27 protein-coding genes are annotated in these 24,569 nt (G+C 69.2%); 18 read left to right on the top strand and 9 right to left on the bottom strand.

The annotated features are described in order from the left end of the window. Positions 1-78 precede the first annotated feature (78 nt). The 6 genes from DJ010_RS10550 to DJ010_RS10525 all read right to left on the bottom strand — a co-directional run bounded on the left by DJ010_RS10550 (position 79) and on the right by DJ010_RS10525 (position 7,815). A complete protein-coding gene (locus DJ010_RS10550) occupies positions 79-294 on the bottom strand; it encodes a helix-turn-helix domain-containing protein (RefSeq protein ID WP_109693643.1) in 216 nt (71 codons plus the stop codon). Then, positions 287-538 (bottom strand): hypothetical protein, encoded by a 252-nt coding sequence (locus DJ010_RS10545; protein WP_109693642.1) that lies wholly within the window; start codon positions 536-538, stop codon positions 287-289. The genes DJ010_RS10550 and DJ010_RS10545 overlap by 8 nt, the downstream gene beginning before the upstream one ends. A gap of 95 nt (positions 539-633) precedes the next feature. Continuing rightward, entirely contained in the window at positions 634-3,324 is a 2,691-nt protein-coding gene (gene mobF / locus DJ010_RS10540; protein WP_109693641.1) for a MobF family relaxase, read from the bottom strand. 1,026 nt (positions 3,325-4,350) lie between these two features. Beyond that, positions 4,351-5,427: a zinc metalloprotease gene (locus DJ010_RS10535; protein ID WP_146207316.1), complete on the bottom strand. Its 1,077-nt coding sequence runs from the start codon at positions 5,425-5,427 to the stop codon at positions 4,351-4,353. A 315-nt stretch (positions 5,428-5,742) separates the two neighbouring features. Then, complete coding sequence (locus DJ010_RS10530; protein WP_109693639.1) at positions 5,743-6,846, bottom strand: tyrosine-type recombinase/integrase; 1,104 nt, start codon at positions 6,844-6,846, stop codon at positions 5,743-5,745. Between the two features lie 213 nt (positions 6,847-7,059). After that, positions 7,060-7,815, bottom strand: a complete 756-nt coding sequence (locus DJ010_RS10525) for an MBL fold metallo-hydrolase (RefSeq protein WP_109693638.1) — start codon at positions 7,813-7,815, stop codon at positions 7,060-7,062. Positions 7,816-7,867: 52 nt separating this feature from the next. Here DJ010_RS10525 and DJ010_RS22070 point away from each other — a divergent pair, with 52 nt between their 5' ends. The 5 genes from DJ010_RS22070 to DJ010_RS10500 all read left to right on the top strand — a co-directional run bounded on the left by DJ010_RS22070 (position 7,868) and on the right by DJ010_RS10500 (position 12,709). Beyond that, positions 7,868-8,026: a hypothetical protein gene (locus tag DJ010_RS22070; RefSeq protein WP_158282997.1), complete on the top strand. Its 159-nt coding sequence runs from the start codon at positions 7,868-7,870 to the stop codon at positions 8,024-8,026. Between the two features lie 364 nt (positions 8,027-8,390). Then, the gene (gene thrS, locus DJ010_RS10515) at positions 8,391-10,433 is read left to right on the top strand and encodes a threonine--tRNA ligase (protein ID WP_109693637.1); all 2,043 of its coding nucleotides are present in this window, start codon (positions 8,391-8,393) and stop codon (positions 10,431-10,433) included. Further along, positions 10,434-11,420 (top strand): glycoside hydrolase family 25 domain-containing protein, encoded by a 987-nt coding sequence (locus DJ010_RS10510; RefSeq protein WP_109693636.1) that lies wholly within the window; start codon positions 10,434-10,436, stop codon positions 11,418-11,420. It abuts the gene before it with no gap. A gap of 30 nt (positions 11,421-11,450) precedes the next feature. After that, the gene (locus tag DJ010_RS10505) at positions 11,451-12,176 is read left to right on the top strand and encodes a TetR/AcrR family transcriptional regulator (protein WP_109693635.1); all 726 of its coding nucleotides are present in this window, start codon (positions 11,451-11,453) and stop codon (positions 12,174-12,176) included. Next, positions 12,173-12,709 carry an HIT family protein gene (locus DJ010_RS10500; protein WP_245927428.1) on the top strand — a complete coding sequence of 179 codons (537 nt, stop codon included), beginning with the start codon at positions 12,173-12,175 and terminating at the stop codon, positions 12,707-12,709. Before DJ010_RS10505 ends, DJ010_RS10500 begins: the two co-directional genes overlap by 4 nt. 22 nt (positions 12,710-12,731) lie before the next feature. On the opposite strand, the gene DJ010_RS10495 is transcribed toward DJ010_RS10500, so the two are convergent. Continuing rightward, positions 12,732-13,508: a maleylpyruvate isomerase family mycothiol-dependent enzyme gene (locus DJ010_RS10495; RefSeq protein ID WP_146207315.1), complete on the bottom strand. Its 777-nt coding sequence runs from the start codon at positions 13,506-13,508 to the stop codon at positions 12,732-12,734. A gap of 31 nt (positions 13,509-13,539) precedes the next feature. Beyond that, on the bottom strand, positions 13,540-14,094 hold the full coding sequence (locus DJ010_RS10490) for a TetR/AcrR family transcriptional regulator (RefSeq protein ID WP_158282996.1): 555 nt from the start codon (positions 14,092-14,094) through the stop codon (positions 13,540-13,542). A 115-nt stretch (positions 14,095-14,209) separates the two neighbouring features. Here DJ010_RS10490 and pgsA point away from each other — a divergent pair, with 115 nt between their 5' ends. The 3 genes from pgsA (at position 14,210) to DJ010_RS10475 (ending at position 16,471) form a co-directional block, all read left to right on the top strand. Continuing rightward, complete coding sequence (gene pgsA, locus DJ010_RS10485; protein ID WP_109693632.1) at positions 14,210-14,881, top strand: phosphatidylinositol phosphate synthase; 672 nt, start codon at positions 14,210-14,212, stop codon at positions 14,879-14,881. Between the two features lie 9 nt (positions 14,882-14,890). Continuing rightward, on the top strand, positions 14,891-15,784 hold the full coding sequence (gene pdxS, locus DJ010_RS10480; protein ID WP_109693631.1) for a pyridoxal 5'-phosphate synthase lyase subunit PdxS: 894 nt from the start codon (positions 14,891-14,893) through the stop codon (positions 15,782-15,784). A 63-nt stretch (positions 15,785-15,847) separates the two neighbouring features. Next, the gene (locus tag DJ010_RS10475) at positions 15,848-16,471 is read left to right on the top strand and encodes a hypothetical protein (protein WP_146207314.1); all 624 of its coding nucleotides are present in this window, start codon (positions 15,848-15,850) and stop codon (positions 16,469-16,471) included. Here DJ010_RS10475 and DJ010_RS10470 read toward each other — a convergent pair. Next, entirely contained in the window at positions 16,468-17,262 is a 795-nt protein-coding gene (locus DJ010_RS10470; protein ID WP_109693629.1) for a hypothetical protein, read from the bottom strand. The genes DJ010_RS10475 and DJ010_RS10470 overlap by 4 nt on opposite strands. Before the next feature lie 213 nt (positions 17,263-17,475). Between DJ010_RS10470 and DJ010_RS10465 the strand changes: the two genes are divergently transcribed. The 10 genes from DJ010_RS10465 (at position 17,476) to yajC (ending at position 24,568) form a co-directional block, all read left to right on the top strand. Next, positions 17,476-18,021 (top strand): alternate-type signal peptide domain-containing protein, encoded by a 546-nt coding sequence (locus tag DJ010_RS10465; protein WP_158282995.1) that lies wholly within the window; start codon positions 17,476-17,478, stop codon positions 18,019-18,021. Positions 18,022-18,038: 17 nt separating this feature from the next. Next, positions 18,039-18,626 carry a signal peptidase I gene (locus DJ010_RS10460; protein ID WP_109693627.1) on the top strand — a complete coding sequence of 196 codons (588 nt, stop codon included), beginning with the start codon at positions 18,039-18,041 and terminating at the stop codon, positions 18,624-18,626. Continuing rightward, positions 18,623-19,270, top strand: coding sequence for a SipW-dependent-type signal peptide-containing protein (locus DJ010_RS10455; RefSeq protein ID WP_109693626.1), 648 nt, complete (start codon positions 18,623-18,625; stop codon positions 19,268-19,270). Before DJ010_RS10460 ends, DJ010_RS10455 begins: the two co-directional genes overlap by 4 nt. After that, a complete protein-coding gene (locus tag DJ010_RS10450; protein WP_109693625.1) occupies positions 19,267-20,292 on the top strand; it encodes a signal peptidase I in 1,026 nt (341 codons plus the stop codon). The genes DJ010_RS10455 and DJ010_RS10450 overlap by 4 nt, the downstream gene beginning before the upstream one ends. 30 nt (positions 20,293-20,322) lie before the next feature. Beyond that, positions 20,323-20,898 (top strand): pyridoxal 5'-phosphate synthase glutaminase subunit PdxT, encoded by a 576-nt coding sequence (gene pdxT, locus DJ010_RS10445; RefSeq protein ID WP_146207313.1) that lies wholly within the window; start codon positions 20,323-20,325, stop codon positions 20,896-20,898. Between the two features lie 35 nt (positions 20,899-20,933). Further along, a complete protein-coding gene (locus DJ010_RS10440; protein ID WP_109693624.1) occupies positions 20,934-21,701 on the top strand; it encodes a YebC/PmpR family DNA-binding transcriptional regulator in 768 nt (255 codons plus the stop codon). A 144-nt stretch (positions 21,702-21,845) separates the two neighbouring features. Next, the gene (ruvC, locus tag DJ010_RS10435; protein ID WP_109693623.1) at positions 21,846-22,367 is read left to right on the top strand and encodes a crossover junction endodeoxyribonuclease RuvC; all 522 of its coding nucleotides are present in this window, start codon (positions 21,846-21,848) and stop codon (positions 22,365-22,367) included. Beyond that, positions 22,364-22,978 carry a Holliday junction branch migration protein RuvA gene (gene ruvA / locus DJ010_RS10430; protein ID WP_109693622.1) on the top strand — a complete coding sequence of 205 codons (615 nt, stop codon included), beginning with the start codon at positions 22,364-22,366 and terminating at the stop codon, positions 22,976-22,978. Before ruvC ends, ruvA begins: the two co-directional genes overlap by 4 nt. A gap of 3 nt (positions 22,979-22,981) precedes the next feature. Then, positions 22,982-24,070 carry a Holliday junction branch migration DNA helicase RuvB gene (gene ruvB / locus DJ010_RS10425; protein ID WP_109693621.1) on the top strand — a complete coding sequence of 363 codons (1,089 nt, stop codon included), beginning with the start codon at positions 22,982-22,984 and terminating at the stop codon, positions 24,068-24,070. A 159-nt stretch (positions 24,071-24,229) separates the two neighbouring features. Next, positions 24,230-24,568 (top strand): preprotein translocase subunit YajC, encoded by a 339-nt coding sequence (gene yajC / locus DJ010_RS10420; protein ID WP_158282994.1) that lies wholly within the window; start codon positions 24,230-24,232, stop codon positions 24,566-24,568. The last annotated feature ends 1 nt before the right edge of the window (position 24,569 follow it).

Below are 24,569 nucleotides of genomic sequence, written 5' to 3'. Positions count from 1 at the left end.
TCGCTCTACAGCTTCGACAACTCACCATTGTTTGGGGGCTGCCCAGACGTTCGCTGCAGGGCCAGGCGACTTCCGGACTCAACTTGTCCGACTTCGTAAGGATCGCGCGGAAGGGATCGGTCGGAGCGCGGCTTGGAGTTCGTCGAGGCGGATGCGGATGGGGCGTCTGCCGCATTGGTAGGCGGGTATGGTGCCGTCGCTGATGCGGCGTCGGATCGTCTTGGTGGATAGCGACATAATCTCGGCGGCTTCCTCGATGCTGAGGTAGACCGGGAGTTCACGGTTCCTAGCCATGAGACTCTCCCGCCCTGGAATCGCGGGCCGTTTTGTCGATGATGGCGGTGTTGAGGAAGCGGCGTGCTTCGGCGACGGTGATGTAGAGCCGGCCGCAGCCGTTGAAGCGGGCCCAGCGTGGTCCGATGCCGCGTTGGCGCCAGTCGCGGACGGTGCGTTGGGGGGTGCGGATGAGTTGGCAGAACTCTTCGAAGGTGAGCAGGGCTCGGTCGTCCCAGTCCTCGGGGATGGCGATCGGGTTCATGGCGTGGCCTCCAGTGTCGGGAAATGTCCTCTTAGTCACCAAAGGAGCCGAAGGCGCTTCCTGCGATCAGTGGACCGGAAAGTCGTCACTGCTCGTCACCACCGGATCCCGGCATTTTGGCCTGGTGAGGGCGAGCTGCTGGACACCGGTTCGGGTGGGCGGCGACGAGACCGTTCAGGCTGTGGAGCAGGTTGTGGGCCGTAGCGTTCGATCTCGTCGGCGGCGAGGTCTGCGGCGTGGCGGGGGCCGAGGTCGGCGCGGTCGCGGCTGAAGGTGGCGATCCACTGGGTGCGCGCATCGTCAATGGTCTCGGCGACCAGGTGAGCGGTGTTGGCGCGGCGGCCGCGGGTCATCGCGACGTAGGCCGCGGCGGCACCGGTGCTTTCGCCGAGGAGGAGGTGGGCGTGGTCGACGGTCTCGCCCTGGGCGCCGTGGACGGTGGTGGCATAGGCCAGTTCAACGTGGGCTCGGACGTAGGCAGGCGGCAATATCCGGTCGCCGCCGCGGCCGCGCACCGTCAGGGTTCCGTCCGCTCCGGCACCCGTCACGGTCCAGGTATCTCGGTTAGCGACATCGAGGTCGCGGTCGTTGCGGCGAGTAGCGACCCGATCACCGACTCCAATCTGCGCGCCATTGCTCGTGGTGACCGGGGCCTCCGCAGCCGCAGACGGCGACCCGGGCGCTGGACTGGGGTGATGGGCGCTCAGGCGCTGGTCGCGGGCGGTAGCGTTGAGGGCGCTGACCTGTTCACGTGTATCGGCGATAACCAAGGCACCCGTACCTGCCGTTTCGGCAAGGGCCGCGAGGCGTTCGACGTCGGAGGGGTGGATGGTGATGCGGCCTCGTTCTAGGAGGGCGTCGAACACCTCGCCTGGGCGCTGGCCGGTGCGCATGGCCAGCGTGAGGTCGGCGTAGTCGGGGTCGGTGAACCGGTGGATGGTTTCCAGTTGGAGGGATGCTTCGGGGTGTGTCCAGCGGGCGGCGTGGTCCAGGACGCCGCCGCGGCCGACTGCGGGGAGCTGGTGGCGGTCACCGACGAACGCGACCCGGGCACCGGCATGGTCGGCGATGGTGAGTAGGGCGCGGGCGGTGTCTTGGTCGAGCATGCCGGCCTCGTCGACGAGCAGCACGTCGCCGGGTAGCAGCCGCGCTCGGGCGTCGGGTTGGGTCTGGAGGCGGGACCAGCGACCGTCTTCGTTCCATCGGTAGCCGTGTTGGTGGATCAGCCAGGCCGCGGAGAAGGCGTCGGTGCCGACCTGCTGCTCGGCGACCCTGGCGGCCTTGAGGGTGGGGGTGACCACGACCAGCCGCCGGTCCTGCATCGCCAGCAACTCTCTGGTCGCGGCCAGGGTGGTGGTCTTCCCGGCACCGGCGGCGCCCTCGATGACCAGCAGCTGGTGGCTGCCGCTGAGTGCGGCGACCACCTGACGTTGGGCAGGGTCGAGACGGCGTCCGGCGACGACGGCACCGACCCGGTCGACGCTGCCAGAAGTTTCGGCCCGCTTGGAGAGACGGGTGACCAGATCGGCCTCGACGTCCAGCACCCGAGTCGAGGTGAGGGCTCGGACGTGTTCGGGCACGTTCCCGCGCCCCAGCAGTCGCTCGCACCGCGTTACGGTCCGGGCGGTCAAATCCTCGGCGAACTCCCGCCGCACGACGGGAGTGGCAATGATGTCGAGCGAGGCGACGATGCGTTCCACCTCGCCGCCGATATCGGCGGCGTTCCAGCTCGAGCGTCGTGCACCCAATCGCGACAGCACCAGGTCCGCTACCGCGTCTCGGTTGACCCGGCCGACCGCCGTGCCGGCCAGGTCGGCTGCGACGACGGCGGGAGGCGTGAATCCGAGTTCGCCGAGCTCCTCGACCCACCGTCGGCGCAGCTCGGCGCCGTCCTCGGGGATGACCTTGTCGGGCCGAGCCTGCGACCAGGCGCGGCGGTCCCACGCCCGCCGCAGTCCCGGGCCGGGCTCCTGCCCGGGGTGCTCGGCGCGCCACTCGGCTTCGTAGCGGTCGATGTTCCGGCTGATCTGCGAGGATCGTGCGCTGAACGCTCCGGCGTATGGCGCGAGCTGAGTGACTTCCCCGGTGGCGGGTTCGAGGGTGTAGCCGTGGGCCGCGAGCGCTCGACGGAACTCGGGATCACACATCACGGCGGCGTGCCCGATCCCGTTGATCGCTTCGATGCTGTCCACCACACCCACCGAGTGCAGCCCCCGCCACGCGCCGGCGGCGAACACGCGGGCGTTGACCTGCAGGTGGAGGTGGCGGTGCGGGTCACCGGCCCTCGACGTGTAGTGCCGCACGACCGCCGTCTCCAACTGGTCGACCGGTACCTGGACCTGCCGGCCACGGGGTCCGACCCGGGTGGTGGCGTGCTCGGCCAGCCAGCCGATGATCTCGACCGCAGCGCGGTCCTGGGCGGCGTCGTAGGCGGCGGCGATCTCCGGGTGCAGGGTCGCGGCCAGGGACCAGGTCTTCGGCCCGTTGACCACGACCTCGACGAACCGGAGCCCGCGCTCGTCGGTTCGGAGTCGTCCCTTGGCCTGACCGTTGGTGTCGTAGCCGGCGACCCACCGTTCGTAGGCGTCCCCGTTTAGCGTCCCCCCGTCCTGAACTGCAGAAACGCTGCCGTATCCCCCTGCATCCGGGTCGTTGGTGGCGACGTATCTGGTCGCGATCCCGGTGCCCTCGGCCAGGTAGTAGTCATCGACTCGAGACCGATCAGCCTCCACGTAGGAGCGCGCCGCCGCGGCGGAGCCGCGGTAGAACTTGACCCCACCGTGCACGCCTCGTCACCACCCGTCATCCGTCGTCATCTAGCCTTGAAATGACGCTCGGCCCGCCCAGGTGGGCGGACCGATCTGCGGACCTTCGTAGCATGCGTGCCGCTCGGATTGAAGTTGGTGTCGGCGCTACCGATGCGGCGGATTGCGAAGTCGTCAACCTTCGTCACGTTTGCCGACAGCCGCGGCGTCATCTGCAGGCGCTGGGGCCTTGCGACGGGTGGGTGACGACGACAAGATTTACGGCGTAGCTGCCGTGCTTCATTGGCCGTTCCTCTGCCCTGGCGACCACCGGTGTATCAAGTCGTTCGACGACGGTCGGATCTGCGAATCTCCGGATGTCAACAGTACTTGCGAACCTGAGTTGAAGCCGAGGTGGGCGGGGACGAGCCGTACGGTGCGAGGAATCCGTGACAAAACCAAACCCCGGCCAACGAGAATGGCCCTCCCCGGTCATAACCGCGGAGGGCCATCCTCTGCCTGCTAGCCCGGGATCGGGTGTCCGGCCTGTGCTGGCTCTTTAGCCAGGCTGGGTGCCCGAGGGTGACGGCGACCCAAGGCTTTAGATGGGCTCCAGCCCAAACTAATCTTCATCTGGCAGGTCCGCCGGGAGCACCTGAAAGATGTCTGACTCCTGGGGGCCCATCACCGACTGATCCACGGGGATGCCTCGGATTTTGAAGATGGTGAGTCGCCGTCGATCGACTGTTGAGGTACCAGGTCGTCGGCATGGATCCAACCGCACTTTGCCAAGTTCGTGACCGCGACGCGGGGGCCGTACGAGGTGCAGGCTCCGCAGGTCGGCGCCCGAATAGGCGACGTTCTCGAACGTGAAGGTCCTTGAGCACGATCCCGAGAGGCCAGTGGCGGCACTCGCGGGACTTACAGACGTGTCCTCGACAGCCTTGGCACCCGCCTCGGTGTCGCTACTGGTCGCGGAACAAGCTCCGAGCAGAAGGACGCCCGCGACTGTCATCGCGCCAAGCTTGCTAACCGCGAAAATTGACCGATCCATCTCGCAATCCTCCTCTAGTAACGCTCGCGCAGGCCAAGTACGTCGCCCCGGCCCAGGTTCCTAAGGTATGTCGTGCAGTTGTTCACGCGGCCGGACATCGTGAGGTACCTGTTGGCGGGGTCGTAGAGGTCGTCGAATCCGAGCACGTGGCCCAGTTCGTGGGTCAAAATGCTGATAACGTCAAAATCGTTGCTGTCGCAATCGCCATCTCCGGGCGTGTAGGTGAAGTCATAATCCGTCGTGTTGAAGCGGATATCGGCTTGAATCACTTCGTTCAATCCATCGTGTCCAGTAGTCCAGGTGCACGTGCCCGCGACCAACGCGTTCGGCTCAAGGTCGCCGATGTCAACACTACTGCGGCTGTCGATGTCAGCGCGCGGGGCACAGGCCGTGCCTGACGCGGTGTCTACGAAGTCCCCTTGCGTGGTGGTAAGACCGTCGTAAAACAGGTTCGGAACAGCGGACTGGTCAGAACTGAAGCACGGGCTGTTCTCGTTTTCCCAGGTGCCCAGCGAGCGCCGGAGAGCTGACGCCGTGTCCGAGGTCGTGCCGCCGGCCGGCTCCCCAGCGTCGTCCGTCGAAACCCTCATCGGAAAGCTGCCGTATACCTTTGCCGGCTTCCACCAGTTGAAGCGGTTCCGATCACACCCGTTGCGCTGGACCGCAAGCTTGGGATCGATGCTCGGATCGTTTTCATCCGGACCCGGGTCAATCGGATCAGTCTCCGTTGTTAGATCCTCGTCAGGCAGCGTGGTAGTCGGCGGATTCTCGGCTTCGAGCGGTGCCAACGTTTCAGAGTCGTAGGTGACGGTGCCGTCGAGGGCAGTGCTTGCCTCCGAAGTTATCGAACCCCCTCCTGCGTAGTCCATGTGCATCGTCACTGTGAGCCCAGGGGGAGGCACCGGGATGACGGTCTCACCCACAACAAGCATGCGGTCGACCGCATCGCACTCGACCGCGTCCGAGCCCTCCGGAAGTTCGGACGCTTCCACCGGCCCAGACTCGGGAACGTCGCATACCGGTTCGGCGGCCGACGGGCTTGCGGTCGGCGCCACGATCATGCCCAGACTCGCCGCGAGTGCCGCTGCCACAGCGGCTCCCACTGACTTACGCGTACGGCCTTGCCTCATCTGTAAAACTCCCTCCACAACGAATAAGAGGCGCCACCTTCGCATGAGTAAAGTGGTGTTGGGCTTTCGCGCCATGCGTTGCAAAATCGACGCAGCAGGGCTGCCTCGACCGCAAATGCCCCTGACCCCCTGCTTGCAGCAGAGCGCCGGGAAGGTGATCCGGCTGGGGCCGTCCGGGCCAAGCGAGGCTAGCTTCTCTGACGATTGGGGCGAAACCAGCTCAAGGCCGGCAAGCTCGTGGTCGACACCACCGCGCTGAGATCTGTGTCCTGGTGGCTAGAGGTTTGTCGCCGTTGCCAGCTTTGACAAGGCTTCGGCAATCACCTTGTCGCGGTCCTTTGCGGCGTGTTGATACCGCAGAGCAGCGCCGGCGGTCGAGTGGCCGAGGCGCGCCATCAGTTCGGCCAGGGTGGCGCCGGTGCTCGCGGCCAGGACGGCGCCGGTGTGCCGTAGGTCGTGGAATCGGAGGTCGGGCCTGCCGGCTTCCTCCCGCGCCTTGTAGAAGACCTTGTAGAGGGTGGCGGGAGCCAGGTGCTTGGTCGGGTCGCCGGCAGCCGGGAAGAGCAGACCGTTGCGGCCGCCGGTGATGGTGATTGCCAGGTGGGCCTTCACGGCGGGGAGGAGGTGCGGCGGGATGTTCACGTCGCGCGTGCCCGCGTCGGACTTCGGGGTGCCGATGATGAACTCTCCGTCGACGCGCACCACGGCGCGCCGGACCTTCACCACGCCGTTGGTGAGGTCGACGTCGTGGCGCCGTAGCTCGGTGATCTCTCCGAACCGGAGGCCACACCAGGCGGCGAGCAGCACCATGAGGCGGTAGCGCTCCGGCATCGCCATCGCCAAGGCCTCGAGCTGGGGGAGGGTGGCGGGCTCGATGCGCTTGACTCGCTTGGTGTTTCCGGCGCCTCGGATGTGGCACGGGTTGAAGTTGATCAGGCGCCGTTGAACGGCGTCGCCGAGGATCGTCCTCAGCAGGCCGTAGGCATGAGCGCGCGACGTGGGCGCGGCGTCCCCCATCCGGTAGTACCAGTCGTCGATGAGATCGGCGGTGACGCGCTTGAGCGGGACGTTCCCGAACGTCGGGAGAAGCTTGCTGTCGAGCATCTTGCGGTAGTGGTAGCGGGTGCGCGGCTTCAGGTTGCGATTCGTCAACCAGCGCTCGGCATGTTCGCCGAAGGTGATCGGACGCTTCGACGTCGGCAGGGTCCACTCTTCGTTGTTGATCTCGCGCCGCCGGTCTGTCAGCCAGGCTTCGGCATCCTCGGCGGTTTCGAATGTGGATGGAGCCTTGTGCCGGATCGTGTCCGGACCGAGGTAGGACGCCTGCCAGCGCCCCGATGGGAGCTTGCGAATCGCTCCGAAGCCGCGCCTTCGCGCCAATGTGCCGGACCCTCCTCGCGTGCAACAACGTGCAACAAGAATGGCAAAACGCGGCCGTTCTTGTCCATCCCGACGAGCGATAGATTACTGCATCATTGCAGGTCAGGGGCCTAATGTCCGCTCGAGTCCAGTATCGCCCACACCGCCAGAATAAGATTCGAACCCAGTATCGCCCACCCTGCCGGTTCTCCCGGATGTGCCGGATCTACCGGCTCACCACGTCCTCGCGGCTGCGGTTTCACGCGCAGCCCGCACCGCTTCGGCGATCGGTCCGCGGTGCACCGGGCCGTGCCCGGGCAGGACCACGTCGGCGTCCAGGCCGGCCAGCGGGTCGAGACCCGCGACGTCGTCGCCGTGCTGGAACATCCGGGCGAGCAGCTGCGGTCCCGTCGTCGGCGCGGTGGGGTGGGCCGTGCACAGCCCGTCACCGGTGGCGACGGCACCGGCCGTCGGGACGAAGAACGCCGTGTGGCCGCTGGTGTGACCCGCGGTCGGCACCGGGACCGGCCGGCCGGGCAGGTCGAGCGGCTCGCCCGGCACGAGCGGCTGCACGTCGGCGAACGCGACGTCCTTCAGCGCACCGGCCCGAGTGATCCGCAGCGACCACGTCAGCACCCCACGTCGATGAGCGTTGCGGGCGACCTGCGCCGGCGTCGCCTGCTCGAGGCGCTCGCGACGCACGTGCGGCACCTCGGTCGGGTGTGCGAGCACCGGCACGCCGCACCTCCCGTGGAAGTGGGCGAGCCCACCGATGTGGTCGACGTGCCCGTGCGTGACCACGATGCCGCGCACGTCCTCCGGCCGCGCACCGACCTGACGGATCGACTCCTCGACCACCGGGACGTACGCCGGGTAGCCGGTGTCGACTAGCGTGAGCTCACCGTCCTCGCGGAGGATCACCCAGTTCGCGTCCCGGCCGCGGCAGAGGAACACGTCGTCGCCGACCCGGACCACCTCGAGTGCGCTCATGCCGAGCATCGTGGCACCGGGTCGGCCACAGCGGGCTGGGTACCGCCCCGGCATGAGCGAACAAGAGAACGAGCAGGTCCACGACCAGGACAGCGAGCCGAGCCTCAACGCTCCGGGTGACGCACCGCCGTCCGGCGTCGTCGACGACGCGGAGGACAACGAGGACGGCGCCGAGGACGACACCGAGAACGACACCGAGGAGCCGGCATGACCGACGACCTCCCGCTCCCGGACTACGACGACCTGCCGACCAATGCGATCGGCAGCCGCGCCCGAACCCTCGACAAGCAGGGCGTGCAGACCCTGTTGGACTAGGAGGAGGCCCACGCAGCGCGTCCAGCCGTCGTCCAGCTGCTGACCCACCGCATCGACGAGCTGGACCAGGGCGCCCCGCCCACGAGCAGCTCGCCGCTGGCGGAGGCCCCCGAGGCCGGACAGCCCGGAGGGGGCGGCCAGGCCGAGGTCAAGGAGGGACCTCCGGTCAACCCGCCGTCGCACGGCACCCCCGAGAACCCCGCGCAGCCCCGGCGCTAACTGCCGCGCGGGTGGGCACACCCGCTCGATACGATCGGGGCATGTCTGAGATCAAGGTCGCCGTACTGTCCGCCGACGCGCGCCAGGACACGACCGTGACCACGGGCACCAAGGCGTGGGAACTGTTCAAGGAGCAGCCCGACGTCATCGCTGCCAGGGTTTCGACCGGCTCGACCACGGAGCCTGCACTCAAGGACCTCTCCTACGAGCTCGGCGACGGCGACGAGGTCGAGGGCGTCGCGATCGACAGCGCCGACGGGCACGACATCCTGCGGCACTCGTGCGCGCACGTGCTGGCGCAGGCTGTGCAGGACCTGTTCCCCGAGGCGAAGCTCGGCATCGGCCCGCCGATCAAGGACGGCTTCTACTACGACTTCGACGTCGAGACTCCGTTCACGCCGGACGACCTCGCCAAGCTCGAGACCCGGATGCGCAAGATCATCAAGGACAACCAGCGGTTCTCCCGCCGCGTGACCACCGACGAGGACGCGCTGGCCGAGCTGGCCGACGAGCCCTACAAGGTGGAGCTGATCGGCCTCAAGGGCGGGGTCTCGACAAGCTCGACCACCGGGGACGGCTCGACCGGCGAGATCGGAGGCGTGGAGGGCGCGAGCGCCGAGGTCGGAGCGGGTGAGCTCACGATCTACGACAACATCGACCGCAACGGCGAGGTCGCCTGGAAGGACCTCTGCCGCGGTCCGCACCTGCCGACCACGAAGCGGATCCCGGCGTTCAAGCTGATGCGTTCCGCGGCGGCATACTGGCGCGGCAACGAGAAGAACAAGCAGCTCCAGCGCATCTACGGCACCGCCTGGGAGTCCAAGGACGCGCTCGACGACTACTTGCACCGCCTGGAGGAGGCCGAGAAGCGCGACCACCGCAAGCTCGGCCGCGAGCTCGACCTGTTCAGCTTCCCCGACGAGATCGGCTCCGGACTGCCCGTCTTCCACCCCAAGGGCGGGGTGATCAAGCGGGAGATGGAGGACTACGTCCGCCGCCGGCACATCGAGGACGGGTTCGAGTACGTCGGGACGCCCCACATCGCCAAGGAAGGGCTGTTCTACACGTCGGGCCACCTGCCGTACTACGGCGAAGGCATGTTCCCTCCGTTGGACGTCGACGGCATGGACTACCGCCTGAAGGCGATGAACTGCCCGATGCACAACCTGATCTTCCGCTCGCGGCAGCGGTCCTACCGTGAGCTGCCGCTGCGGCTCTTCGAGTTCGGTCACGTCTACCGGCACGAGAAGTCGGGCGTCGTGCACGGCCTCACCCGGGTGCGCGGCTTCGCGCAGGACGACTCGCACTCCTACGTCACCCCCGAGCAGGCGCCTGCGGAGATCAAGCACCTGCTCGACTTCGTCCTCGGCCTGCTGAAGGACTTCGGCCTCGACGACTTCTACCTCGAGCTCTCGACCCGCGACGACTCCAAGGACAAGTTCATCGGCTCCGACGAGGACTGGGCCATCGCCACGAAGGTGCTCGAGGACGTCGCGACCGACTCCGGGCTGGAGCTCGTGCCGGACCCGGGTGGTGCTGCCTACTACGGACCGAAGATCTCGGTGCAGGCGCGGGACGCGATCGGCCGGACCTGGCAGATGTCGACGATCCAGTACGACTTCAACCAGCCTTCGACCGACCGCTTCAACCTGGAGTACGTCGCGCCCGACGGCTCCAAGCAGCAGCCGGTGATGATCCACTCCGCGAAGTTCGGCTCCATCGAGAGGTTCCTCGGCGTGCTGGTCGAGCACTACGCCGGTGCCTTCCCTCCGTGGCTGGCGCCGGTGCAGGTGCAGGCGATCCCCGTGGCCGACACCTTTGCCGACTACCTGTACGACGTCGCGCGGCAGATGCAGGCGCGCGGCATCCGGGTCGAGGTCGACGACTCCGACGACCGGATGCAGAAGAAGATCCGCAACGCGCAGCTGCAGAAGGTGCCGTTCATGCTGATCGCCGGCGCGGAGGACCTCGAGAAGGGTGCGGTCAGCTTCCGCTACCGCGACGGGCGGCAGGACAACGGCGTGCCGGTCGCCGAGGCCATCGACCGCGTCGCTGCGGCGATCGCCTCCCGCGAGCAGGTGTAGATGGGCCGGGCCGGGGTGCGCGGCGCGGCGTCGGTCCTGGCGCTCGTCGTGCTGCTGGGCGGGCTGACGGCCTGCGCCGAGGACGGCGACGAGCCGACCGCGGAGCCCACCGTCAGCGAGCCCACGAAGAAGGAGCGCAAGAAGCGCGACCAGGACCCGCGCGACGGTGACGCCACCGACCCCGGCGCCGACGCCAGCGACCTTGCCGACATGGCCGAGGACCTGGCCAACGAGAACCGGGGCTCGATCGAGCCGCGTCTGGAGCCGGTCCAGGGCGCCGACATCAGCTGGCCGCAGTGCCCGAAGGGGATGGGCATCCCCGAGAAGCGCTCCCAGGGCCTGCCGATGCCGGTCGAGGAGGCCGAGTTCGTCGTCCTGGGTCTGACGAACGGTCCCGGCTTCACCCCCAACCCGTGCCTGGCCGACCAGGTCGCCTGGGTGCAGGACCGCGAGCTGATGGCAGCGGCGTACGCGGTCGCGAGCTATCCCGACGCCGCGACCCTCGAGCGCTACTCCTGGGACGGCCCCTACGAGGGCACGACCAGGCTCGGCCGGCTCCGCAACACCGGCTACCAGCAGGCGCGCTTCAACCTCGACACGATGATCGCCGCGGGCCTGACGTCGCCGGTGATCTGGATCGACGTCGAACCGGTGCCGTCCTTCGAGTGGAGCAACGACCCCGAGGCCAACGCCGCCGTGGTCGAGGGGGCGGCCCGCGCCTACACCGATGCGGGCTACGCGATCGGCGTCTACTCCACCCCGTACCTCTGGGAGACGGTCGTCGGCAGCTACAAGCTCGGCGGCGTGCCGGAATGGCGTGCCGCGGGGCAGACCTCCCGCGACGAGGCGCTGAGCCGCTGCGGCGACGACTGGTCGATCCAAGGCGGCGAGGCCGTCATGGGCCAGTGGGTGGCGGACAACCGCGACCACAACATCACCTGCCCCGACATCGCCCTCGACCTGGGCCTCTGGTTCCACCAGTACTGAGGCGAAACCGAGCCGGTTAGGCTTCGGCAGGTGAGCGACGAGCGCAGCGACCTCGAGTACGGCGGCGACGGTCGCCGGCTGCGGTGGTTGGCGCACAACCAGGCCCGTCGGCGGGTCATCATCGACGCTGCGATCCGGGTGTTGGAGCGCTCCGAGCCCGGCGAGGACATCCAGGTCCAGCTGATCGCGGAGGAAGCGGGGCTCGCCCGCACCGTGCTCTACCGCCACTTCCACGACCGGGTCGACCTCGACCTCGCCGTGCAGCAGCGGATCTGCAAGGACCTCGCGAAGGTGCTGACCCCGGCGCTGTCCCTCGATGGTCGGCCGGTGGAGATCATCCGCCGGATGGTCGAGGCCTTCGTCGGCTGGGCGACGAAGCACCCCACGTTGTTCTGGTTCGTCGAGCTCGAGCTCCCCGGCCCCGGCGCGCACCCGCTGGCGGAGTCCATCGAGCAGGTCGGGGAGTACATCGAGCGGCTGATGAACACCGTCGTGCAGTTCCACGGCATCGAGCTCAGCGCCAGGGACCGGGCCGGTCTGGACCCGTGGGTCTTCGGCCTGATCGGCCAGGTGTTCGCCAGCGTCCGCCGCTGGTCGTCGCGGCTCGAGGTCCAGCCGTCCGCGGACTCCCTGGTCGACATGCTCGCCCAGTCGCTCTGGCTCCAGATCAACGGGATGGCGGCGGCCCGGGACCTGCAGGTCCCCGACGTCCCGCTGGTCGAGCTGATCCGCGTGATGGAGAAGTCCGACAAGTGACCGACCCCGACGGCCTGGAGCGTCTCTGGATGCCCCATCGGATGGCGTACGTCGCCAACGCCTCCGACGGCAAGGCAGCCGACCCCGACCTGCCCGAGTGCCCCTTCTGTCGGATCACGCCCGACCCGGCGACGTCGTACGACGACGCGCTGGTGGTGCGGCGGGGTGTGTCGGCGTACGCGACGCTGAACCTCTACCCCTACAACCCGGGGCACCTGATGGTGCTGCCCTACCGGCACGTCGCCGACTACACCGACCTCGACGACGCCGAGACCGCCGAGATCGCGCAGCTGACCAAGGAGGCGCTGACGACGATCCGGAAGGTGTCGCAGCCGCACGCCTTCAACGTCGGCCTCAACCTCGGCTCGGCGTCCGGCGGATCGCTGTCGGCACACCTGCACCAGCACGTCGTGCCGCGCTGGTCCGGCGACGCCAACTACCTGATGGTCATCGCCGGCACGAAGATGCTCCCGCAGCTTCTCGGCGACACCCGCGACCTGCTGGTCGACGCCTGGTCCGACTCCGCCTCCTGACCTCAAGCCAGCTGTCGGTTGCCTAGAAGGGGACCTGGACGGAAAGGAGGCCGGGCGCATCGCCCCGGCCGGAGACGGCGCGACAGAAGTCGACGGCGTCCATCGAGATGACCTCGCCACCCTCGCCCCGGCTCCAGTGCCCGCCGGCGGCGCCGGTCAGCGTGAGGTCGTAGGGAGCGCTGTGGCGGGTCGCCCACTCCTCGACGACGTCGGCGACGATGACGCCGTCGTGGTCCTCGGTCAGGTACGGCGTCGTCCCGGTGGCGAGGGCGATGTCCATCCGGTGCATCCACGGGTCGCGGGTGAGGATGACGTCACTGAGGTAGCCGAGGGACCAGGCCTCGTCGCGGCCGTTGATGCGCTGGGGCTGTCCGAGGTCGCGGCGCCTGATGAAGGACGGCATCAGCCTTCGTCCGCGAGCGGCACGGGGCCCGACCTTGCGCGCAGCCTCGACGACCCGCTCCGGGCTCCAGTCTGCGCGCTCGCTGACCTGCAGCGCGGTGAGCGCGGTCAGCGGGTCGGTGCCTGCGGTCCTTGCGTCCTTCGCCGCCTTCCGCTGCTGGCGGGCGGTCTCCCAGGGCGTGGTCACCATGGTCGCCATGCCGACCATGTGGCACGCGAGCTCCCGGACGTCCCACGCCGGGCACGGAGTGGACCGCGACCAGTCGTCCGGCGTGAGACCCGCGAGGGTCGTGGCGGTGCGGTCGTACTCCGTGGCCGCCAGGTGCATCGCTGCTGGTCGGCGGATCCGCGGCTGGACGAGGCCTCGTCGGGTCGGGGGAGGGGTGGTCGCGATCATGACGTGCTCCGGGTGGTGTCGAGCGGATTCTTCAAGGGGTGGGAGGAAGGCCGACCGCGTCGGCCCACATGTCGACGGCCTGCGCGAGGACGTCGGTGACCCGGGTGCCGCCCGGGTCGTTCGCGAAGTGCTGGCTGACGAGCCCGCCGAGCAGGGACACCCAGATGAGGAAGTCGGCCTCGGTGATCTCGCCGAGGTCGAGGATCCGGCTGCGCCCGTGCTCGAGCACCGCCACGGCCGGGGCGTAGCTCTCCGCCGAGGGCTCGAATCCGGGGATCACCCGCTCGTTCATCAGCTGGTACCGGGGGTGGTCGGCGATGGCGTAGTCGTAGAAGTGCCGCGAGACCCGGTGGATGGCGACCCTCGGGTGCTCCGGCAGCTCCTCCTCCAGGCGCAGCATGCTGTCCCGGTAGTCGGCCCAGGCCTCGCCGTACATCGCGTCGTAGATCGCCATCTTCGAGTCGACGTGGGTGTAGAGCGACGGCGCTTGCATCCCGATGCGGGAGGCCACGTCACGCAGGGTGATCTGGCTGAGCCCGGACTCGCGGGCGATCTCCCAGGCGGCGTCGAGGATCTCCCGCCGCACCGCCGCACGGCGTTCGGACTTCCGATCACGAGTAGGAGTTCCTAACACGGTTAGGAGAATCCGCCGGTGTTGGCTCGATGTCAAGGGTTCGGCCGGGATTGGCTACCGTGCCGGGGTGCTCGACCGGTTCAAGGACTTCTGGCAGGGCGTCGTCCTGATGCCCTTCGTGAGGCTGTTCATCAAGCTCGGCATCAGCCCTGACGCGGTGACGCTCGTCGGCACCCTCGGTGTCGTCGTCGGGGCGCTCGCGTTCTTCCCGCGCGGCGAGCTGTTCTGGGGGGTCCTCTTCATCACCGCGTTCGTCTTCAGCGACCTGATCGACGGCAAGATGGCGCGGGTGCTCGGGCGGAAGTCGAGCTTCGGCGCTTTCTGGGACTCCACGCTCGACCGGATCGGCGACGGCGCCATCTTCGGCGGGCTGGCGCTGTACTTCGCCGGTGACCACTACGAGGGCGACCACGGCTACCTCTACCTGTGCGTGAGCCTGTGGTGCCTGGTGATGGGCTCGGTGACGTCGTACGCCCGGGCGCGCGCGGAGTCGCTCGGCATGGACGCCAAGGGTGGCCTCGCCGAGCGCGCCGACCGCCTGGTCTCGATCCTGGTCATGACCGGCCTCGGCGCACTGTTCGACCTGCCGATCCTCATGTACGTCACGCTCTGGGCGCTGGCCGCGGCGAGCGCCTACACGGTCGTGTTCCGGGTGCTCAAGGTCCACCGCCAGGCGGTGGTGCTGGACGCGGCTCCGGCTCCCGACGCCGATGCGGGGAGCGACGGTCCCGAGCACTAGGATCGGGCCATGAGCGAGCAGCACGAACTGGGCACCACCAAGGTCAAGCGCGGCATGGCCGAGATGCTCAAGGGTGGCGTGATCATGGACGTGGTCACCCCCGAGCAGGCCAAGATCGCCGAGGACGCCGGTGCGGTCGCCGTGATGGCGCTCGAGCGGGTGCCGGCCGACATCCGGGCCCAGGGCGGCGTCTCGCGGATGAGCGACCCGGACATGATCGACGGCATCATCGAGGCCGTCTCGATCCCCGTGATGGCGAAGGCCCGCATCGGTCACTTCGCCGAGGCGCAGGTGCTGCAGAGCCTCGGTGTGGACTACATCGACGAGTCCGAGGTGCTGACGCCGGCCGACTACACCCACCACATCGACAAGTGGAAGTTCACCGTGCCGTTCGTGTGCGGTGCGACCAACCTGGGTGAGGCGCTGCGCCGCATCACCGAGGGCGCGGCGATGATCCGCTCCAAGGGCGAGGCCGGCACCGGCGACGTGTCCAACGCGGTCACGCACATGCGCACCATCGGTGGCGAGATCCGCCGGCTCGGTTCGTTGTCGGACGACGAGCTGTACGTGGCGGCGAAGGAGCTGCAGGCGCCGTACGACCTGGTCGTGGAGGTCGCCCGCGCCGGGAAGCTGCCGGTGGTGCTGTTCACCGCCGGCGGCATCGCCACCCCGGCGGATGCGGCGATGATGATGCAGCTGGGTGCGGAGGGCGTGTTCGTGGGGTCGGGGATCTTCAAGTCCGGCAACCCCGCGCAGCGCGCCGAGGCGATCGTGAAGGCCACGACCTTCTCCGACGACCCCGACGTGGTCGCCAAGGTCTCCCGCGGCCTGGGCGAGGCCATGGTCGGCATCAACGTCGAGGACATCCCTCAGCCGCACCGCCTCGCCGAGCGCGGCTGGTAGGTCTCGAGGGCTCGACCTCTCGAGCCATTGCGCGCGGGCCCCCGGCGGGTGTTCGCTGATCCCGTGTTCGCGCGCTCCTCGACCTTCCTCGGCAGCGACCGGGACGGCCTCGAGCGCGGCATCACGTACATCGAGACCGAGGTCATGGACGTCCTGAGCGAGGTGCACGGCTTCGTCGGGCTCTCGATGATGGTCGACCGCGGTCTCGGCGAGTGCATCGCCACGACCGCGTGGGCGACCGTCGACGCGATGCGCGCCAGCAGCGACCGGATCACCGCCGTCCGCGGGCGCTTCGGCGGCATGCTGCAGGCGCCGGCCAAGGTGCAGGAGTGGGAGGTCGCAGTCATGCACCGGGCCGGGACCACCGCCGCCGAGCGGTGGTGCCGGGTGATCTGGCTGCGCACCGACCACTCCGACGTCGACTACTGCATCGACGTCTACCGCGGGTCCCTGCTCCCGCGGGTCAAGGAGCTGCCCGGCTTCTGCAGTGCCAGCCTGATGGTCGACCGCGTCCACAACACCGCCTGCGCCACCGCGGCCTTCCAGAGCCTCGAGTCGCTCCAGGTCTCCCGCGAGGAGGCGTGGGCGATCCGTGACGCCGGCATCCGCGACACCGACGTCGACATCATGGACGCCGCGGAGTACGAGCTCGCCGTGGCCCACCTCCGGGTGCCCGAGACGGTCTAGGAGGCCCGCAGCTCCGCGCAGGGGAGCAGAGCCCGGTCCTCCCCGTCGAGCGCGTCGTAGTCGCCGACCAGCTCGAGCACCGAGCCGTCGACGTCGAGGTAGACGCGGAAGTCGTACTGGTCCTGCGCCCACCACAGCTGCGGCTCGCCGCCGTCGGCGACGGTGTACTCGCCCGACGGTGGCCCCATCAGCGCGATGATCTCCTCGCGGGTGTCCCGAGGGGAGAGCGAGCACCAGGCCCGGAGCCATCGCGGGGGACCCGCGTCGCTGCCGGAGTCGCCGGGGTCGGCGCCGGGGTCGGCCCGGGCCGAGGTGGAGAACACCCGCCACTTCGCGCGGTGGTAGACCACGCGCACGGTGAGGTCGCCGGAGGGGTGGTCGACGTCCAGCAGGGCGTCCTCCTGCGTCTCCTGGGTGACCTCGATGTCGACGATCTCGCTGTCGAACTCCGGGTCCTCCCACAGCAGCGCCTCGAACCCCACGCACGGGTCCCCGAGCTCGGCGCGGTCGGCGAGGATCGCGTCGTACCGCAGGGCGATCGTGAGCTCCGGCGCTTGGAGGGCACACGCGGCGGCTGCGTCCTGCCGGGCGAGGGCGTCGACCCAGTCGACGTACGCCGCAGCGGGACCGTCGTCGGGGAGCCCCGCGAGCGAGGCGGAGGTGTCGGCGACGCTGCGCTGCTGCTGTTGGTCCTCCTGGTCAGCTCCCTGCTCGTCGTCGCCGCAGCCGGTGAGGGTGGCAGCGAGCGCGAACGACGCGGCAGCCCACGTGAGCGACGGTCTTCCGGTCACAGCGATCCTCCCGATCCTCGGTGGCGCGCAGCCTAACGACCGGGTGCGCCCAGGGCGCTTAGGAAGGTAAACGCCCTGATCCGCGGTTCTTTACTTTTCGTTCTCAGATCCGATGACACTTGGTTGAAGGGGAAACCACCATCCGCCCGCAGAAACGACCGGGACGGACATCGATTCATGCTCGGGGGAGCCGCGCATGGGGAGGGGAACATGATGAAGAAGACGACGAAGGGTGCGCTCGCGGCCGGAGGCGCTGCGGCACTGCTGCTCGGTGGGGCGAGCACGCTCGCCTACTGGAGCGCCGAAGGCGACGTCGAGGGTGGCACGTTCACCAGCGGCGAGCTGAAGCTGCTCAACGAGGACTGCGACGGCGCCGGCGCGGGGGAGGGCTCCGGTTGGTTCTTCGATGGCGGCGAGTCCGCCCCGAGCAAGGAGTACGTCGCGGGCGACCTGGTCGTCCCGGGCGATGTGCTGACCAAGACCTGCACCTACGAGATCCAGGCCACCGGTGAGCACCTGAGGGCGGGCCTCGCTACCACCGGTGCGACCACCTCCGGCGCGCTCGCGAGCTCGCTGGCCCCGACCGCCTCCTTCACGGTGGCGGGCGAGACGACGACCTCGATCACGGACACCAACGACGGCGACGTGCTGACCGCGACCATCTCGGTCGAGTTCGACGGTGGCGCTGACAACTCGACGCAGAACCTCGCAGCGGTGCTGTCGAGCTACGTGGTCACCGCGACCCAGATCCACGACTGAGTCGGGTCGTAGTCCCGGTGCGCGCGGTGTCGAAGGTCGGCCAGGTGCTCGCCTGGCTGACCATCCTCGGGGTTGGGGCGGTCCTGGCCGTCGCCGTCGTGGTGCCGCGCCTCGGCGGCGGCACCCCCTACGCCGTGCTCACCGGTTCCATGCAGCCGAACTATCCGCCGGGCACGCTGGTGGTGGTGCGGCAGGTCCCGTTCGACGAGATCGCGATCGGTGACGTGATCACCTACCAGCTCAGCTCAGGACAGGCGGAGGTGGTGACTCACCGCGTCATCGGTCGCACGACCCTGCCCGACGGAACGTCGCGACTGCTCACCCAAGGCGACGCGAACGGCGTACCGGACGCAGAGACCGTCCAGGAGAAGCAGGTTCGCGGGCGCCTGTGGTACGCCGCGCCGTACCTCGGGCGAGTCAACGGCGTCCTCACGGCGCGCGACAAGCAGATCGGGGTGTACGTCGTTGCGGGCGCGCTGATCGCCTACGCCGCGGCGATGTTCCTCTCGGCGGTAGGGATCGGCAGACGGAAGCCGGTCACGTCGGACGACGTGTTTGCCGTCGAGACTGACCCCGGGGCGTCCACCGAACAGGAGCGGGTATGAGCGCGCACCGTGCCGTTTCCAGTCCGCGCCGTCGGTTCCGGATTGCTTCGGTCCGGCTGCGCCTGCTCCTGACCCTGGGACTGGTGCTCACACCCGGCGTCATGGGCACCTACGCGGCGTGGACCGACACGGCAACGGTCTCGGGGATCGAGCTGAAGACAGGCACCCTCGACCTGGCCGTCGGGGCCACAGCAGGGGATCAGCTAACCGGACAGGGGGGCACCTGGAACTACACCGCCCTCTCGCTCACCGCCATGCTGCCGGGGGAGAGCGTCGCGAAGCCGATCACCGTCCGGAACGCCGGCACGACCCCGCTGAAGTACACGGCGGCTGCCAGCACCACGAACAACACGTTGAGCCCGTCGCTCAAGCTCACCGTCGTCGCCAACGGCACGGTGGGGGGTTCAGGCTCGCAAGCGACCGGCAACCGCACGGGCAGCTGCACTGGCGGGACGCCGTGGGTGACGGCGGTGCCGGTGAGCACGACATCAGGAAGCTCGTCATTCCCCGCGGCTGCGGTCGTGCTCCAACCCGGGGCCACCACCTCGATCTGCGTGCTGGTCGCCTTGGACGGTACCGCCCCCAACACGATGCAGAACCAGACCTCGACGCTCAACCTCGTGTTCCACGCGAGCCAACCATGACCGCCGGAGCGCACGCCGGCCGCCGCGATCCGGTTCGGATCGTCTGCGACGTGCTGCTGTGGGCCGGGGCGGTCCTCGGCCTGGTCTGCATGATCGGCGGTGTTGCCGCCGCTGTGTTCGACGTGCGGCCGATGGTCGTCCAGTCGGGCTCGATGAGCCCTGCCATCCCGACCGGCAGTCTGATCCTCGCGGTCGAGGTGCCCGCCGACCAGATCACCGAAGGTGATGTGGTGTCGGTCGTCGACCGGAACGGGACCCGGATCACCCATCGCGTGACGGACCGCCACGCGGTCGCGACCGAGGGTGCCGGGCCCGTTGCTCTCACACTGCAGGGAGACGCGAACGAGGTACCCGATGCCGAGCCGTACGTCGTCGTCACCGCCGACAGGGTGTTCGCCCACGTGCCCCACCTCGGGTACCTGGTCGCCTGGGCGTCCGGTCCGGTCGGCATGTTCGTACTCGGCGGGGTGGCGGTCGCGCTGATCCTCTCGTTGGTGCGGCGCACCCCACAGCGTGGGGGGACCGGCTCGGCCCTGACGCCTGTGATCGTCGCCGGTGCTGCTGCGCTCGGCATCGGCGGTCTCTGGCTGCACCCCTCAGTCCGTCCGGCGGTGACACAGGCGGCCTTCACCGACGCACCGACGGTCGGGGTCTCGTTCATCGCTGCGTCGGTGCCCGCGCCGGTCGGCGCGGTCGGGTGCACGAACGGGGCCTCGTTCAGCAACCAGATTACGCTGAGCTGGCCGGCCGTGGCAGGCCAGACCTCGCGCTACCAGTACCGCGTCGAGATCTATCAGGCGGCGTTGCTCGGCGGCGAGAACACCAAGCTCCTGCACAGCTATGTCTTGACCGGCACCAGCCAGGTGGTCCATCACAGCGAACTGAACCGAGACTTCCTGTGGTCGGGAACGGGGAACGTCGTCGTGTACGGGACGGTGGATGGCACCACGTGGCGCAGCAGCGACGATCTTCGTCGGACCATCGTCGTCGGATTGACCGGAAGCGGGTTCCGGTGTTCGTGACAGCACAGGCACGTCCCTAGGCTTGTCCGCGTGACCAGCATCGGTGTGTTCGCCCTCCAGGGCGACGTCCGTGAGCACCTGCAGACGCTCACAGCGCTCGGGGCGGACGCGTTCACGGTGCGACGTCCGGAGGAGCTCGCGCGGTGCGACGGGCTGGTGCTGCCGGGCGGGGAGTCGACGACGATGGCGAAGCTCGCGCGGACGTTCGACCTGCTCGACCCGCTCCGCGAGCGAGTCGGGTCCGGGATGCCGACGTTCGGCACCTGCGCCGGGATGATCCTGCTGGCGGACCGGATCCTCGACGGCGTCGCCGGCCAGGAGACCATCGGCGGGCTCGACGTGACGGTGCGGCGCAACGCGTTCGGTCGGCAGGTCGACTCGTTCGAGTCCGACCTGGACGTGAAGGGGCTCGACCGACCGGTGCACGCGGTGTTCATCCGGGCGCCGTGGGTCGAGCAGGTCGGCGCGGAGGTCGAGGTGCTCGCCGAGGCCGAGGGGCATCCGGTCGCCGTACGCCAGGACCACCTGCTGGCGACGTCGTTCCACCCGGAGGTGGCCGACGACGGCCGCCTGCACCGGCTCTTCCTGGATCTGGTGCGCCAGTAAGATCGCTGGCGTTGTCGAGTCGGAAGAGGAAGTAGATGTCTGGCCACTCCAAGTGGGCGACCACCAAGCACAAGAAGGCGGTCATCGACGCCAAGCGCGGCAAGCTGTTCGCCAAGCTGATCAAGAACATCGAGATCGCGGCCAAGATGGGCGGTCCTGACCCGGCCGGCAACCCCACGCTCTACGACGCCATCCAGAAGGCGAAGAAGCAGTCGGTCCCCAACAAGAACATCGACTCCGCGGTCAAGCGCGGCGGCGGTCTCGAGGGCGGCGGGGTCGACTACGAGACGATCATGTACGAGGTCTACGGCCCGCAGGGCGTTGCGCTCCTCGTAGAGTGCCTCACCGACAACCGCAACCGGGCGGCCATGGAGGTGCGCACCGCGGTCACCCGCAACGGCGGCACGATGGCCGACCCCGGCTCGGTCTCACGCCTCTTCAACCGCAAGGGCGTCGTCGTCGTGCCGAAGTCGCAGGAGGGCAAGGAGGTCTCCGAGGACGACGTCCTCGAGGCCACCCTCGACGCGGGCGCGGAGGAGGTCATCGACCTCGGCGAGAGCTTCGAGGTGCAGTCCGAGGCCACCGACGTCGTCGCAGTGCGTACGGCGCTGCAGGCAGCCGGGATCGACTACGACTCAGCCGAGGTGCAGTTCGTCGCCTCGATGGACATCCCGGTCTCCGAGCCCGCGGCCGCGGAGAAGGTGTTCCGCCTGGTCGACGCGGTCGACGACCTCGACGACGTGCAGAACGTGTTCGTCAACGCCGACGTCCCGGACGACGTCATGGAGGCCGTGGAGGCGTAGCGAGGCCGCCTCAGCGGACTCGCTGATGGCGGTCGAGCGAGCCGCGCGACCGAGGAACGAGGTCGCGTCCGGCGTGTCGAGACCCGGTGGGACGGACGCAGACCTAACGTTGACGCCGAACAGGTGTTCGACGGAAGGGTGTCCATGCGCGTGCTCGGGATCGACCCCGGTCTGACCCGTTGCGGCATGGGCGTGGTCGAGGGCGACGTCGGTCGGCCGCTGCGGCTGGTCGACGTCAACGTCATCCGCACGTCCTCGCAGCTGGCCGTGCCCGAGCGGCTGGTCTCGATCGAGCGCGGCATCGACGCGTGGATCGAGGAGCACCGGCCCGAAGCCGTCGCCGTCGAGCGGGTCTTCGCCCGGTCCGACGTCAGCACGGTCATGGGCACCGCGCAGGCGAGCGGGATCGCGATGGTGTGCGCCGCCCGGCGCGGCCTGCCGATCGCGCTGCACACGCCGAGCGAGGTCAAGGCCGCGGTCTCCGGCAACGGGCGCGCCGACAAGGCACAGGTCGGGATGATGGTCACCCGGATCCTGCGTCTCGACGCGATGCCGAAGCCGGCGGACGCCGCGGACGCGCTGGCGCTCGCGATCACCCACATCTGGCGGGGTGGGGCCCAGGCACGCATCGATGCAGCCGTCGCGGCTGCGGGAGGAAGGCGATGATCGCTCACGTCCGGGGCCGGGTCGCGGCCGTCACCCTGTCCAGCGCGGTGCTCGAGGTCGGCGGCGTCGGCCTCGAGCTGATGTGCACGCCCGGCACGCTCGCCACGTTGCGCACCGGCCAGGAGGCCTCGCTGCCGTCGAGCCTGGTGGTGCGCGAGGACTCGCTCACACTGTTCGGCTTCGCCGACGAGGACGAGAAGGCGGTCTTCGAGCTCGTGCAGACCGCCTCCGGGGTCGGCCCGAAGCTCGCCCAGGCGATGCTCGCGGTGCTCTCGCCCGACGGCGTGCGGACCGCGATCGCCGTCGACGACGTCAAGACGCTCACGAAGGTGCCCGGCATCGGCCAGAAGGGCGCGCAGCGGATCATCCTCGAGCTGAAGGACCGGATCGGCGCACCGACCGGCCGCGGCGCCGCCGCGCCCGCTGCGCCGGCCGCACCCTGGCGGGACCAGGTGGCCCAGGGCCTGGTGGGCCTCGGCTACAACGCGAAGGACGCCGACAAGGCGGTCGAAGCCGTGTCCGAGCAGGCGGGGGTATCGACCGGCGCGACCACCGAGGTCGACGTCGCCACGATGCTGCGCCTCGCCCTTCGCATGCTCTCGAAGGCCTGACCGATGGGGTTCCACGAGGACGACCTCGACGTCGCGGAGGACGCGCACCTCCGGTCGCTCACCGCGTTGGAGGCCGAGGGCGACGAGCGCGCGGTCGAGGCCGCGCTGCGGCCCCGTAGCCTCGACGAGGTCGTGGGACAGACCCGGGTGCGCGACCAGCTCGGCCTGGTCCTCGAGGCGGCCCGCCGCCGGGGGAGGGCACCCGACCACGTGCTGCTGTCCGGCCCGCCGGGACTCGGCAAGACCACCCTCGCCATGATCATCGCCCACGAGATGAACGCCCCGCTCCGGCTCACCAGCGGCCCGGCGATCACCCACGCCGGCGACCTCGCGGCGATCCTGTCCGGCCTCAACGAGGGCGACGTCCTCTTCGTCGACGAGATCCACCGGATGTCGCGACCGGCGGAGGAGATGCTCTACATGGCGATGGAGGACTTCCGGGTCGACGTCGTCATCGGCAAGGGCCCAGGGGCCACCGCGATCCCGCTGGAGATCCCGCCGTTCACGCTCGTCGGCGCCACGACCCGCGCCGGCCTGCTGCCCGGTCCGCTCCGCGACCGGTTCGGGTTCACCGCCCACCTCGAGTTCTACGACCCGGCCGACCTCGACCGGATCGTGCATCGGTCGGCCGGGCTGCTCGACGTGAACCTCACCCAGGAGGGCTCGGCCGAGATCGCGTCCCGCTCCCGGGGCACACCGCGGATCGCCAACCGGCTGCTGCGCCGGGTCCGCGACTACGCCCAGGTCCGCGCCGACGGGGTGGTCACCCACCCGGTCGCGCACGCCGCCCTCGACCTCTACGAGGTCGACCAGCTCGGCCTCGACCGGCTCGACCGCGCCGTGATCGACGCGCTGTGCCGTCGTTTCGGAGGTGGCCCGGTCGGCGTCTCCACGCTCGCGGTGGCTGTCGGCGAGGAGCGCGAGACGGTCGAGGAGGTGGCCGAGCCCTTCCTCGTCAGGGTCGGGTTCCTCGCCCGCACCCCGCGTGGCCGGATCGCGACCGCCGCTGCGTGGGAGCACCTCGGGCTGGCCCCGCCGCCGGTGCCGGCGGACCCCGCCGCCGCGTCCGACCCCACCCTGTTCGAGGAGTAGCCCGGGTCGCTCGCCCGCCACGCTCGCCGACAGGCGTACGGCGATGTGGTCCGCGCAACACGCGCGGCTACACTTGCCCGTCGGCCCGCCCGGGCTCCGTGCGGCTGCCCGGATCCGGTCGTGGGCCGCGTCCTTGAGGAAACCTCGGAAGGCTCTTTGGTGAAGGAAATCGCGCCCCTGCTGTGGATCGTCGCGATCGTTGCGATCTTCTGGCTGCTGATCCTGCGTCCGGCTGCGCGCCGGCAGAAGCAGATCGCCCAGGTGCAGTCGTCCATCGCGCCCGGGGAGACCGTCGTGCTCACCTCGGGCATCTTCGGCACCGTCGTCGCGACCGAGGACGCCACCATCACCCTCGAGGTCGCGCCCGGCGTGCACGTCAAGGTGGCCCGCGGTGCCGTGGGCTCCGTGGTCCGTGAGGACGGCGAGGACACCGCCCCGGCCGAGGTCGAGGCGGCCCAGGACCAAACCACCACCGACGCAGACACCGAGGAGCGCTGAC

This window comes from Nocardioides silvaticus (genome assembly GCF_003160695.1).
Classification (GTDB): Bacteria; Actinomycetota; Actinomycetes; order Propionibacteriales; family Nocardioidaceae; genus Nocardioides; species Nocardioides silvaticus.
This window is presented reverse-complemented; position numbering and strand designations above follow the sequence as displayed.

Bases quoted from the DNA above. Each gene is read 5' to 3' on its own strand.
- DJ010_RS22070 (WP_158282997.1), top strand. From the start codon at position 7,868: ATGAGCGAACAAGAGAACGAGCAGGTCCACGACCAGGACAGCGAGCCG.
- DJ010_RS10510 (WP_109693636.1), top strand. From the start codon at position 10,434: ATGGGCCGGGCCGGGGTGCGCGGCGCGGCGTCGGTCCTGGCGCTCGTC.
- DJ010_RS10550 (WP_109693643.1), bottom strand. From the start codon at position 294: ATGGCTAGGAACCGTGAACTCCCGGTCTACCTCAGCATCGAGGAAGCC.
- DJ010_RS10465 (WP_158282995.1), top strand. From the start codon at position 17,476: ATGAAGAAGACGACGAAGGGTGCGCTCGCGGCCGGAGGCGCTGCGGCA.
- DJ010_RS10455 (WP_109693626.1), top strand. From the start codon at position 18,623: ATGAGCGCGCACCGTGCCGTTTCCAGTCCGCGCCGTCGGTTCCGGATT.
- ruvC (WP_109693623.1), top strand. From the start codon at position 21,846: ATGCGCGTGCTCGGGATCGACCCCGGTCTGACCCGTTGCGGCATGGGC.
- ruvA (WP_109693622.1), top strand. From the start codon at position 22,364: ATGATCGCTCACGTCCGGGGCCGGGTCGCGGCCGTCACCCTGTCCAGC.
- DJ010_RS10440 (WP_109693624.1), top strand. From the start codon at position 20,934: ATGTCTGGCCACTCCAAGTGGGCGACCACCAAGCACAAGAAGGCGGTC.
- DJ010_RS10495 (WP_146207315.1), bottom strand. From the start codon at position 13,508: ATGATCGCGACCACCCCTCCCCCGACCCGACGAGGCCTCGTCCAGCCG.
- DJ010_RS10450 (WP_109693625.1), top strand. From the start codon at position 19,267: ATGACCGCCGGAGCGCACGCCGGCCGCCGCGATCCGGTTCGGATCGTC.
- DJ010_RS10525 (WP_109693638.1), bottom strand. From the start codon at position 7,815: ATGAGCGCACTCGAGGTGGTCCGGGTCGGCGACGACGTGTTCCTCTGC.
- ruvB (WP_109693621.1), top strand. From the start codon at position 22,982: ATGGGGTTCCACGAGGACGACCTCGACGTCGCGGAGGACGCGCACCTC.
- thrS (WP_109693637.1), top strand. From the start codon at position 8,391: ATGTCTGAGATCAAGGTCGCCGTACTGTCCGCCGACGCGCGCCAGGAC.
- pdxS (WP_109693631.1), top strand. From the start codon at position 14,891: ATGAGCGAGCAGCACGAACTGGGCACCACCAAGGTCAAGCGCGGCATG.
- DJ010_RS10545 (WP_109693642.1), bottom strand. From the start codon at position 538: ATGAACCCGATCGCCATCCCCGAGGACTGGGACGACCGAGCCCTGCTC.